This window comes from Thiosulfatimonas sediminis, from assembly GCF_011398355.1.
GTDB classification, from domain to species: domain Bacteria; phylum Pseudomonadota; class Gammaproteobacteria; order Thiomicrospirales; family Thiomicrospiraceae; genus Thiomicrorhabdus; species Thiomicrorhabdus sediminis_A.
Map to the genome: position 1 here is coordinate 1,499,098 of NZ_AP021889.1, position 12,652 is coordinate 1,511,749.

General features: G+C 43.7%; 8 protein-coding genes and 6 tRNA genes. 1 reads left to right on the forward strand and 13 read right to left on the reverse strand.

Translation table 11 applies throughout. The features are described from left to right. Positions 1–19: 19 nt before the first annotated feature. The 4 genes from HRR27_RS06970 to HRR27_RS06985 are packed head-to-tail and all read right to left on the reverse strand — an operon-like array spanning position 20 to position 6,370. Positions 20–1,681, reverse strand: a complete 1,662-nt coding sequence (locus tag HRR27_RS06970) for an ABC transporter ATP-binding protein (RefSeq protein ID WP_173272213.1) — start codon at positions 1,679–1,681, stop codon at positions 20–22. An 11-nt stretch (positions 1,682–1,692) separates the two neighbouring features. Further along, positions 1,693–3,138, reverse strand: a complete 1,446-nt coding sequence (locus HRR27_RS06975; RefSeq protein ID WP_173272214.1) for an ABC transporter permease — start codon at positions 3,136–3,138, stop codon at positions 1,693–1,695. Then, the gene (locus tag HRR27_RS06980; RefSeq protein ID WP_173272215.1) at positions 3,135–4,112 is read right to left on the reverse strand and encodes an ABC transporter permease; all 978 of its coding nucleotides are present in this window, start codon (positions 4,110–4,112) and stop codon (positions 3,135–3,137) included. The genes HRR27_RS06975 and HRR27_RS06980 overlap by 4 nt, the downstream gene beginning before the upstream one ends. Next, the gene (locus HRR27_RS06985) at positions 4,112–6,370 is read right to left on the reverse strand and encodes an ABC transporter substrate-binding protein (RefSeq protein ID WP_173272217.1); all 2,259 of its coding nucleotides are present in this window, start codon (positions 6,368–6,370) and stop codon (positions 4,112–4,114) included. The genes HRR27_RS06980 and HRR27_RS06985 overlap by 1 nt, the downstream gene beginning before the upstream one ends. A gap of 301 nt (positions 6,371–6,671) precedes the next feature. Between HRR27_RS06985 and HRR27_RS06990 the strand changes: the two genes are divergently transcribed. After that, complete coding sequence (locus HRR27_RS06990; protein ID WP_173272219.1) at positions 6,672–7,448, forward strand: enoyl-ACP reductase FabI; 777 nt, start codon at positions 6,672–6,674, stop codon at positions 7,446–7,448. Positions 7,449–7,611: 163 nt separating this feature from the next. Here the strand turns inward: HRR27_RS06990 and HRR27_RS06995 are convergent. From HRR27_RS06995 to clpX, 9 genes are all read right to left on the reverse strand, one after another. Continuing rightward, a tRNA-Asp gene (locus HRR27_RS06995) sits at positions 7,612–7,688 on the reverse strand. An 8-nt stretch (positions 7,689–7,696) separates the two neighbouring features. Continuing rightward, a tRNA-Val gene (locus tag HRR27_RS07000) sits at positions 7,697–7,772 on the reverse strand. Between the two features lie 68 nt (positions 7,773–7,840). Continuing rightward, positions 7,841–7,917, reverse strand: a tRNA-Asp gene (locus HRR27_RS07005). 8 nt (positions 7,918–7,925) lie between these two features. After that, positions 7,926–8,001 (reverse strand) — tRNA-Val (locus HRR27_RS07010). A gap of 91 nt (positions 8,002–8,092) precedes the next feature. Continuing rightward, positions 8,093–8,169: transfer RNA gene (locus HRR27_RS07015), tRNA-Asp, on the reverse strand. Between the two features lies 1 nt (position 8,170). Further along, positions 8,171–8,246, reverse strand: a tRNA-Val gene (locus HRR27_RS07020). Between the two features lie 134 nt (positions 8,247–8,380). Beyond that, a complete protein-coding gene (locus HRR27_RS07025) occupies positions 8,381–8,653 on the reverse strand; it encodes an HU family DNA-binding protein (RefSeq protein ID WP_173272221.1) in 273 nt (90 codons plus the stop codon). 106 nt (positions 8,654–8,759) lie between these two features. After that, positions 8,760–11,186 carry an endopeptidase La gene (gene lon / locus HRR27_RS07030; protein WP_173272223.1) on the reverse strand — a complete coding sequence of 809 codons (2,427 nt, stop codon included), beginning with the start codon at positions 11,184–11,186 and terminating at the stop codon, positions 8,760–8,762. Between the two features lie 199 nt (positions 11,187–11,385). Then, complete coding sequence (gene clpX / locus HRR27_RS07035) at positions 11,386–12,639, reverse strand: ATP-dependent Clp protease ATP-binding subunit ClpX (RefSeq protein ID WP_173272226.1); 1,254 nt, start codon at positions 12,637–12,639, stop codon at positions 11,386–11,388. Positions 12,640–12,652: the final 13 nt, after the last annotated feature.

Sequence of the window (12,652 nt, forward strand, 5' to 3'; positions counted from 1 at the left end):
CCACCACGATGCTTCACCCTTATGCAACTTGAGCGACTTGCAATGCATTACGCACCAACTCCGGTGCAGAAGCGAGCAAAGTGCGGGTGTATTCATGCTGTGGATCACGCATCACTTGCTCAACATCGCCCTGCTCAACAATTTTGCCTTGCTGCATGACTGCGACACGATGCGCAATGGTCGGTACAATCGACAAATCATGAGTAATAAACAGATATGAAATACCGTATTGCAACTGTAAATCGTGCAATAGCGTTAATACTTGTGCGCGCACGGACACATCTAAAGCACTAGTAGGTTCATCACAAATAATCAGCTCAGGCTCAACAGCCAAGGCACGGGCAATGCCAATGCGCTGGCGCTGCCCACCGGAAAACTCATGTGGATAGCGCTGCATATGTTCAGGCAGAAGGCCAACTTGTATTAATAAGGCTTCAATACGCTCATATTGTTCAGCTTTACTTTTCGGGCCAACTTGTAAGCTACTCATCCCTTCACGAATAATTTCAGCAATTGTCATGCGTGGATTCAACGCCGAAAAAGGGTCTTGAAATATCACTTGTACTTTTTTTCGCAATGGCCGCATGGCGCGATCAGATAACTTATTCATCACTACGCAATCTTCTGCATCGTGATAAAAAGTTACCTCTCCGGAGGTACTTCGAACCAAATTCAAAATGGCCTGTCCAATCGTACTTTTTCCGCTACCAGACTCACCAACCAGAGCCAAGGTCTGCCCTTTAGGGATTGCCAAATCAACGCCATCAACCGCTTTCACATAACCCACAGTGCGCTGAAAAATCCCTTTTTTGATCGGAAAATGCACTTTCAAATCATTTAGAACCAGCAATGGTTGACCACCACTAAGCTGCTTAGGCTGCATCTTTGGGATCGCATCCTGCAACAACTTTTGGGTGTAACTGTGTCGTGGATGAGCAAAAAAACGCTCTTTATGTGCCAGTTCGACCAACTTACCTTGCTTCATGACGGCGATCGTGTCAGCCATCTCATTCACCACGCCCATGTCATGGGTGATGAACAAAATCGATAACTGTCGTTGATCACGGATTTTTTTCAATAACTGTAATACTTGTGCCTGAATCGTGACATCCAGCGCAGTCGTTGGTTCATCAGCGATCAATAAATCGGGTTCGCAAGCAAGAGCCATCGCAATCATCACACGTTGTTTCTGACCGCCGGACAATTGATGCGGATACCAATTCACACGCTGCTCAGCTTGCGGAATGCCAACTTCATTAAACAAGTCAATCACTTTCAGTTTGGCTGCCTTAGCACTTAATTTAAGATGCACCCGTAACACTTCCGACACCTGTGAACCGACTGTCATAACTGGATTGAGGGACGTCATCGGCTCTTGAAAAATCATCGCTACTTTCTTACCGCGCAAGCTTTGCATCTGGGCTTCACTTAACATAAATAGGTTTTGCTGTTGCAACTCGATCGACCCCTGCGTAATCCGCAAGGCTTGCGGTAATAAACGCATAATTGCTAAGGAAGTTAAGGACTTGCCACTGCCCGATTCGCCGACCAAAGCAAAAATCTCACCTTTGTGAATATCAAACGTCACCTTATCTACCAAGGCCTGGTCGCCAACCTTAATCGTAAGATTCAACAAACTTAACACCGGATATTCGTATTTTTTATTTAGAGCGATTGTCATACCAAAATGCCTTAATGAGAGCGTGGGTCAAGAACCCACTGCACACGATCAGAAAAAAGATTGGCCGCCAAAACCAAAATAAACATAAAGCCAAAGGCTGACAATAATGACCACCAAACCATCGGCTCACGCGCCATCTCTAAACGTGCTTGGTTAATCATATTTCCCCAACTCGGGGTGGTTGGATCAACGCCAACACCCACATATGACAGTACCGCCTCCGCTAAAACCAATCCGCTGAAATCCAGCACCAAAGCGATTAACACCAAATGCATTAAGTTCGGCATAATATGTCGGCGAATAATGCTAAAGCCCCCCAAGCCAAACGCCTTCGCCGCGCTAACATATTCAATTTGGCTAATTTTCAACGTTTCCGCACGCAATAAACGACACAACCCCGTCCAACTGGTAATCCCCAAAATCAAAATCAAAAACAGTAGGCGCAAATCGGCGCGCTCTTCAGTCGAACCAAACCAATCACTATGAGTGTTTAAGATCGACTGCATCACCAAAACCGCTGCGGCAATCAATAATACGCCGGGAATAGAGTTTAACGTGGTGTACAAATATTGAATTAAGTCATCCACAAGCCCTTTGAAATAGCCCGCGGAAATCCCTAAAAACAATGCTAAAGGCAACATGACCAGCGTGGTTAGTAAACCGATCATCACACCGGTACGAATTGCCTTCAGTGATTGATACAAAACATCCTGTCCGACTTTATCAGTACCAAGCACATGATAATAATGACTGAGCGAATAAAACCAACTCAACACAAAAATCAGCAAGAATAACGTCAAATAAAACGCTTTCCAAGGCAAGGGCGCTAACTTCACGCCAACCGGCGTGGAAATAAAGGCCCGGATTCTAAAATAGCCGTGTAACAACCATAAGAGAATTGTCATAAAAATAGAAAAAACAAAGACATACAGCGTTTTTAAAATCAGATCAACTTGAAGGCTATCTTCGTTTTTAAGATGCTGTCCTGCAAACTTTAATGGCTTGAATTGCTGTTCAACACCTTGATTGCCATAAACCACAGAACTACTGTATTCGGTCAAAGCAAAGGGCGCGGAATAGGTTCGCTCGGTCGCCAATATAAGATGCTGAACGCCAATATCAAGCAAACTTAATGTTTTGCCATGTAAATTACTATCGACAGATGCGGCCAATCGCTGATTAACTGTCTGCTGAAAATGCTGCAATCCATTTAGGCTTTCCACCGACTCTTGCGGTTTTGGGTCAAAACGAAGATGCACGGAATCAAACATCGCAATCATGAAATAACAACCAAGCACTAAAGCAGCGGCCATAGCAATTGGAGACTCAAATATTTTGCGCCACTGTTTGCGTGCCTGATCAGAGCGCTTAATTGAACGAATCCCCAACAGTAACACCGCGAAGAGAATCCATAGCAAAATGTCGGTCCATAACATTACGATAGAGAAATCCATCATCCCAACTTCACCCTAGGATCAAAAATAGTATAGGAAATATCTGTCAACACCAGACCGAGAATATAAAGAACTGAGCCGATAAAAACCATCGCCTTAACAATTGAAAAGTCCTGGGCGTTAATTGCATCAATCGTGTAACTCCCTAGACCGGGGATACCGAAAAATGATTCCATAATCAGACTCCCCATAAATAAACTAGGAATCACCACCACCACGCCGGTTAAAATCGGCAACATGCCATTGCGCAAGACATGCACCGAAAGGACACTTAAATCACTGAGCCCCTTCGCACGCGCGGTACGCACATAATCTTTGTTCATCTCCTCTAAAAAGATACTGCGATACCAACGAATTCCTGACCCAAGCCCTGCAAAAACGCCAATTAATACAGGAAGAATCAAAAATTTAACCCCCTCCCAGCCCGATTGATAACCGGAAATCGGTACCCAATGCCAAATTTTACTGAACAAAACCTGCCCAGCAATAATATAGAAAAGCCCTGAAATAGACATAATCGTCACTGCCAGCACCATTGTTGCCGTATCCAATGGAGAACCGCGAAACAACACAATTAATAACGCAATGGCAATGGTCGTCACTAAACCAATCACAAACGTTGGCAATGCAATCGACAAAGATGGCCACATTCGCTCATAAATATCCGCCGAAATTTGTCGCCCAGCATCCGATTGACCAAACTCAAATTGAAACAACTTGATTGACTCTTGCACAAATAATGTGTCGAGCAATTTATTCTCTGCCTCGGCCTGTAAATTCAGGAATAAAGGCTTGTCATAACCACGCTCTTGCTGCCAAGCGGCAATCATTTCCGGTGTGGTCTGCTTTGCACCCAATTGCGCCCGTGCCATATCTTCGGGCGTATTCACCATAAAAAAAAGTGCAAACGTAATGAAATTCACCCCAATTAAAATAGGAATGGCATAAAAAAGACGGCGGACAATATAGGCAAACATCAGCGCCCTCCTCGATCGGTAAATCCGTTTGTCACAGCAATTTTGGTCGCTTGTCTGCGGCGGTAAGCATAACTCAGTGGAATAATGGACACTAGCAGAGCGACAAGCAACAACCCTATTGGCCAGAGCACCGGTGCATTCCATTGATTACGTTTTAGCGCACGTTCTTGAGGATCTAAATTACGATACTTCAAGGTATTATTGGCAAGCGGATTAGGCCAAAAATTATGTAGCCAAGCATGGTACAAGACTAATGACTTGGGATGAACACCCCAAACCCAAGGTGCATCTTTCTGAACGATGTCAATCATTTGCTGAACAATCTTTAGACGTTCTGGAGAGTTTGGCATCGGTTTCATAGCACTAAACAAACGGTTAAATTCAGGGTTGTCGTAATTGGCACTATTGATTCCGGATCCGTCCGTGTTTATGGTCGCATTATCACCAAACAGCAGAAACATAAAGTTTTCAGGATCTGGATAATCGGCATTCCATCCCCATGAAAACAGCTGTACTTTCGCACCGCGAACCTTGCTTTGGAAACGATTGTAATCGGTGGCACGAATAACCAACTCAATCCCTAACTTGGCAAATTGCTTGCGATACCAATTCAGCAACGACTGGCTATCGGGTCCAGTTGAAGCCGTATCATAAAAAATCTTAAGTGGTGTGCCATCTTGCTGCTTACCCTCTGGATAACCAGCTTCGGCGAGTAACTGCTTTGCTTCATCAAGAGTTTTACGCTGAGTGCGTCCATCATGTACTTGATAAACATAGGGGTTAAAGCGCTTTTCGTCAAACCCGAAAATACCAGGAGGAACCGGCCCTTGGGCAGCAATACCGCGCCCATTCATAAAAATCGAAATATACTCTTCGTAATTAATCGCAATACTAATGGCTTGGCGTAACTTGCGCTGCTCTTGAGTGTAACCACCGACCACCGGATCGGCCATATTAAATCCCATATAAAAAATAGTGGGCTGCACTGCATTTAAAAATTGAATGCCTTTCGCGCGCATTTGATCGGTTAATGACATATCTCCTCCGGAAGAAATGCTAACCGCTTGATCAAAACTGTCTGAGCTAACACCACTGGCGTCATAATATCCTTGTAAAAATTTGTTCCATAAAGGAACAGATTCTTTTTCCAAGGTATAAACCACCTCGTCAATTAAGGGAAGCGGCTTACCGGCATCCGCCAACAATAGCTGGCTAGCCCCTAAAGGCAAACCACCATTCGGATAAAGTTCAAGATGAAAATTCGGATTTTTTTTCAGGCGCATAACCTGATAGGGGTTATTCTCAGCTAAATAATAAGGCCCTGTACCTACAGGCGAAGTATCAAGAGTAATGTTTTTTTCTGCTAACCCTTGCTGCTTATAAAACTTATCTGCTTCCCAGGGGATTGGTGCGAAAAAGTTCATGGTCAACCAGTAAAGAAACTGCGGATAACTGCCTTTGATACGAATACTGAAATGCGTTTCTGAATGGACTTTTACCCCTGCGATTTCTGAACTATTCAGGTCAAAAAAGAGATTTTTTACCGTCTTTGCCTCTGCTTTTAATTGCTGTGCATAACGTTCGGTTATTTCAGTAGAAAATTCACTTAAACCAACAATATACGGAATCATAGAATCCAAAATAGGCGAATGATTTTGGCGCAAAGCCATACGCTTTATCGCATAAACATAATCCTCTGCTCGCAACTTACGGCTTGCGGTTTGTGCAAAGTCATTCACACTTTTAATTGACTCAAGCTGTTGCGATGTGAGTTGATGATAAAGAAACTGTGAACCTGTTTTAACAAAAGCCGGATGTGGTTGATAACGGACATCATCACGCAGATAGAAGTGATAGTCAGTAAAAGCCGCTTGCGCTTGTTGATTAGCCTGCAAGATATTACCTTGTTGATCTAAATAACGCGTTTCTGGCATCGACGTGAGCGTTAACGGCTCTAGGGTGTAAGGACGTTTAAAATAGTGATATTGCAGTGGCGGCTCATAAATTTGGCTTAAAAACGCCCATTCGTTTGAACTGTAAGAAACCACGGGGTCAAGATGCTTTGGTGGCGCGCTAAAGTTGCTATATAGAATTTTGCTTTGCGCTGATGGGGTTGGATACGGGTTATTCCAATCTGCGCTGGCAGAACAGCCTAACACACTTAAGAACAGCAAAAGAATAACAAGATGGTATTCAAAGAATGCACACAATTTCAATTGGTTACATTTAACTCCGCTGAGCCTTGATTGATCAATCATCCCCAATCCATTCCTTTGATTGTCACTGATAACCCTAACGTTGAGAAAGATTCATTGCCTTTTCACCTTTGCAGAGTTAGGGATTCGTTGAAATTCATTAACTAAATAACGACTCCACTTTCTAACTGCTTTGCAAGACAAGAAAAAGCAATAACGGAACCTAATTTTGAATGTTCAATAGACCACGGGCATTATAACCAATAATTTAGCGTTATAATGCTCATAATTTTATTTTCATGCCGGATTACGGCAATTGAAACCCCTATCATATTTAGACAAATAAACTACCTTGGAGATACAGATGGGATTCCTCGCTGGAAAAAAAGCCTTAATTATTGGTGTTGCCAACAATAAATCGATTGCTTATGGCATTGCAAAACAGATGCAAGAACAAGGAGCAGAAATCGCACTCACCTTTCAAAACGAAAAACTACAAAGCCGTGTCGAGAAAATCGCGGCTGAACTGGGTTCAAACATCGTGCTTCCATTGGACGTGGCGAATGACGCACAAATCAGTGATGTGTTTGCTCAACTTAAGCAACACTGGTCAGGCTTAGACATCCTAGTACACTCGGTTGCTTTTGCTCCACGCGAAGAACTTGAAGGCCGCATGATTGACGCATCAACCCGTGAAGGCTTTAAAATCGCTCACGATATTTCTGCCTACTCTCTGACCGCTTGCACTAAAGCAGCGCATGAAATGTTAAAAACCAATAATGGTTCGGTTTTAACAGTCTCTTATTTAGGTGCTGAACGCGCCGTGCCTAATTACAACGTGATGGGTATTGCCAAGGCTTCGCTGGAAGCCACTGTACGTTATTTAGCAGCGGATCTTGGACAAGAAGGGATTCGTGTTAACGCAGTCTCTGCAGGACCAATTCGAACTCTAGCAGCCGCAGGCATCAAAGACTTCCGTACTATGCTCGACAAGTCTGCTGCCGCTACGCCACTGCGCCGCAACGTCACCATTGAAGAAGTTGGCAACACAGCAGCGTTCTTATGCTCAGATTTGGCCTCGGGCATTACAGGCGAAATCACTTATGTTGACGGCGGCTACAATGTCACCGCATCTACCTGAGCAATTCACCTAACATAAAGCCAGGCTTAATTAAACGCAAAACAAGAAATACCGGTGTTAGCCGGTATTTTTTTATAGAAATTTCACAAGAATATGAAAAATTAACATGCGACAGAATTGAAAAAAGCCACTAAAGACAATATCTTTAATGGCTTTTAAATAATGGCGGAGCGGACGGGACTCGAACCCGCGACCCCCTGCGTGACAGGCAGGTATTCTAACCAACTGAACTACCGCTCCGAATTGTATGGTGGGTGATACTGGGTTCGAACCAGTGACCCTCGCCTTGTAAGGGCGATGCTCTCCCAGCTGAGCTAATCACCCAGGTTTATTTAAAGCTAACGTCTTACTAAAACCGCGCTAACTTAAGCAAGCCTGAACTTGCTGAATAATGGCGGAGCGGACGGGACTCGAACCCGCGACCCCCTGCGTGACAGGCAGGTATTCTAACCAACTGAACTACCGCTCCGAATTGTATGGTGGGTGATACTGGGTTCGAACCAGTGACCCTCGCCTTGTAAGGGCGATGCTCTCCCAGCTGAGCTAATCACCCAAAAACAAGATGTTCAACATCTTGCTTGGTCTGCAAAACAACGTTTAGTTTTGCATAAAAAAACGAGTCATTAAAAACTCGTTTTGGAATATGGCGGAGCGGACGGGACTCGAACCCGCGACCCCCTGCGTGACAGGCAGGTATTCTAACCAACTGAACTACCGCTCCATGGTGGGTGATACTGGGTTCGAACCAGTGACCCTCGCCTTGTAAGGGCGATGCTCTCCCAACTGAGCTAATCACCCAATTAACCGCATTTTAAGGCATCTAAACAAGCTTGGCTTAAACCTTGCTTATCGAGCGCTGCGCTAATTGATGTGGCGTATTATAGGGAGTTGCGAGAGCAAGTCAAACGTTTTTTTATACTTTTTTTTGATGCTTAGTTAACCGCATCTTTTAATGCTTTTCCTGGCTTAAACTTAGGTACTTTTGCCGCTGGGATTTGCATTTCTTTGCCCGTTTGTGGATTACGGCCAGTACGTGCAGCACGCTCACCAACTGCGAAAGTACCAAAACCGATAACCGCGACAGAATCACCTGAGCTAAGCGCTTTAGTGATAGAAGCAACGGTTGCGTCCAATGCTTTACCTGCGTCCGCTTTAGTTAGCCCTGACTCTTCTGCGATGGCACTGATTAGTTCAGATTTATTCATTGTTTTCTCCATGAGATTTAATTGTGTAGTATCCAGCTCAAAAGCTTAAGCATTTATAGCAATCATCGCTTCTTAGTGTCAAGCAAAAACACCGTAAAGACGTTAATTAATGGCGTGCCGATGACTTTTTAGTCGATACCTTCAATTCTTTATTAGCAAACCCTTCTACTGCCACTTTTTCAACGATTTCAGGTGGCAAAGACTCTGGCATCTTAGTCAACGCAATTTTAAAGACCTCCTCTATCCACTGAACCGGACAAATGTTCAATTGATTTTTAACTTCTTGCGGAACATCAGCCAAATCACGAACATTGTCTTTTGGAATCAGTACCGTTTTAATTCCTCCACGCAAAGCAGCGAGTAACTTCTCTTTTAACCCCCCAATCGGTAAAACTTCACCACGTAAGGTAATTTCACCCGTCATCGCAACATCAGATTTTACTGGGATATTCGTCAAAACAGAGGTAATGGCTGTACAGATTGCAATCCCTGCACTTGGCCCGTCTTTTTTAATTGCGCCTTCTGGGAAATGCAGATGTAAGTCAACATTCTCATAAAAAGCCTTCTCTAACCCTAAAGCTGCAGAACGACTTCGAATCACACTCATTGCAGCTTCTACCGACTCTTGCATGACCGATCCCAATTGCCCGGTACTCACTAATTTCCCTTTACCCGGCATGGCTGTCGCTTCAATACGTAGCAAATCACCACCCACTCGCGTCCACGCAAGTCCAGCAACTTGACCTATCCGATTCTCCTTATCCGCTAAACCAAAACGGTACTTAGCAACACCAAGATACTCTTCAAGATTATCTGGATTAATCGTTAAAGTTTTATCTGCGCCGTCCAAATCGAGTTTACGCACCGCTTTACGGCAAATTTTGGCAAGCTCGCGCGCTAATAAGCGAACACCCGCTTCTCGTGTATAAGTTTGGATAATCGCCAGCATGGAGGCTTCTGTTAAAATGACTTCACCTTTTTTTAATCCATGCTCATGCAAAGCTTTAGGCAATAGATGACGCTGGGCGATATTCAACTTCTCCGCTTCAGTGTAACCAGCCAAATTAATCACTTCCATTCGATCTAACAACGCTTCGGGAATATCCATTGAGTTGGAAGTCGCGATAAACAAAACATCTGAAAGATCATAGTCCACTTCTAAATAGTGATCGTTAAAGGTACTGTTCTGCTCTGGATCTAAAACCTCTAATAAAGCGGAAGCTGGGTCACCGCGCATGTCGCTGGACATTTTGTCAATCTCATCCAACAAAAACAACGGGTTACGCGTTCCGGCACCGTGCATTTTCTGAATAATTTTTCCTGGCAAAGCCCCAATATAGGTTTTACGATGCCCGCGGATTTCCGCTTCATCACGAACGCCACCTAATGCCATACGCACATATTTACGATTGGTGGCCTCGGCAATCGATTTTGCCAAGGAAGTTTTACCAACACCCGGCGGCCCAACCAGACATAAAATAGGCCCTTTCATTTTACGCACACGCTTCTGTACTGCGAGATACTCAACAATTCGCTCCTTAACCTTCTCCAATCCATAATGCTGTGCATCAAGAATCTGCTCGGCGCGATTGAGATCTTTAGACACTCGGCTGCGTTTTTTCCAAGGCACATCCAACAACCAATCCAAGTAGTTGCGCACGACCGTTGCTTCCGAAGACTGCGCCGGCATCATACGTAACTTCTTCATCTCGGCCTTGGCTTTATTTTTTGCCGCCTCTGGCATACCGACGTTTTCAATTTTCTGATTAAGCTGATCGACTTCGCTCAACTCATTCTCTTCACCGGAAAGCTCATGATGAATCGCTTTCATTTTTTCGTTCAGGTAATACTCTCGCTGAGTTTTTTCCATCTGTTTTTTAACCCGCGATGTTATACGCTTCTCTGATTCTAAAATTTCCAATTCAGTTTCGACAATAGTAAGAATCTTCTCCAAGCGATCACTGATGGTGACCATTTCTAAGAGCGCTTGTTTGGTTGGCAGATCAATGGTGATGTTCGCAGAAATCAAATCCACTAAACGCGACGGTTCATCTTCATTTTGAACCGAACGCTTAACTTCTGACGGCACTTTTTTCTTTAGGTCTGCATACAGAGTAAAACGCTCTTTTAGAGCGCGAATCAACACCTTCACATCGAGAGGGTCACCACTATCAACTTGCATCTCTTCAATGTCGCCAAGTAGAACATTATGATCAACGTGCAGATTATTTAAACGAAAACGCTGCACACCCTCAACTAACACTTTAACCGTACTATCAGGCAATTTAATCAACTGCAAAATATTGGCCATAGTACCAACTTGATACAAGTCTTCTAATTTAGGCACGTCCAAATCGGCTTTTTTTTGCGCAACTAAAAAGATTTTTTTATCACCTTGCATGGCTTCATTTAGAGCTTGAATAGATTTTTCACGACCGACAAACAGCGGCATGACATTACCTGGAAACACCACGACATCTCTAAGTGGTAACACCAAGACATCCATTTTCATACTAATTTGATCCATTTCCATTTTTATATCCTTCCTGCGTTCTCTGTTTTATCGCTATTTTTACCACGGATGGCGATTAACAAAACGGGGTTTTTATTATTTGTTCTGACCGACCTGACTGGTACAGATTACCATTTGTAACAGATTTGAAAAGCAAAAAACCCAGCTGAGCTGGGTTTTTCACTGCATTTACAAGACATCAACACGCAGCAAACAACAACTACTCACTGACTGCTTTAACTTGCTTGTCGTTATAGACTAGCATTGGTGATTTTTTACCCAAGACCACTGCTTTATTAATAACGACCCTTTCAACATTTTTCAAGCTTGGCAAGTCATACATGGTCTCCAAAAGAATCTGCTCCATAATTGAACGCAGTCCACGCGCACCAGTTTTACGTTTAATTGCCAGGTTCGCAACTTCTTCAATCGCATCCTTACGGAATTGCAAATCAACGTGCTCTAACTCGAACATCTTCTGGAACTGTTTGATTAAAGCGTTTTTAGGTTCAGTCAGAATCTGCACCAGCGCTTTAACATCCAGCTCTTCCAAAGAGGCAATCATTGGCAGACGCCCAACAAACTCTGGAATCAAACCAAACTTAACCAAATCTTCCGGTTCAATCGCACGATAACGCTCAGTCAGCGTCTTTTTCTCATCTTTAGAACGGACTGCTGCAGAAAAACCGATACCCGTATCGGTTTCAGTCCGCTGCTCAACAATTTTATCCAAGCCTTCAAAAGCACCACCGACGATAAACAAAATCTTAGAGGTATCGACCTGAATCAATTCTTGATTAGGATGTTTACGACCGCCGTGCGGTGGAACTGCAGCAACCGTGCCTTCAATCAATTTCAACAAGGACTGCTGTACACCTTCACCAGACACATCTCGAGTGATGGACGGATTTTCTGACTTACGAGTAATCTTATCAATCTCATCAATGTAGATAATGCCGCGCTCAGCTTTCTCAGGATCGTTATCGCAGCGCTGCAGTAGCTTTAAAAGAATGCTCTCAACGTCCTCACCAACATAGCCAGCCTCTGTCAAGGTTGTCGCATCGGCAATTGCAAAAGGAACATCTAATAAACGCGCCAAAGTCTGTGCCAACAAAGTTTTACCTGAACCCGTTGGACCAATCAGCAAAATATTACTTTTGGTAAGCTCAACTTCATCTTTCACGTGTGCCGTTTGTAGACGCTTGTAATGGTTGTAAACTGCAACAGACAACACTTTTTTAGCTTGGTTCTGACCAATTACATAGTCATCCAAAGTCTGCTTAATTTCATGCGGTGTAGGAAGATTTTGCAAATCAAGTTCGCCAAATTCCGCCTGACCAAACTCTTCGTCCAAAATATCATTGCACAGCTCGACACACTCATCACAGATATAGACTGACGGGCCGGCAATTAATTTGCGTACTTCATCTTGGCCTTTGCCACAGAATGAACATTTTAATTTTTCATCTTTCATCGTCTGTTATCCC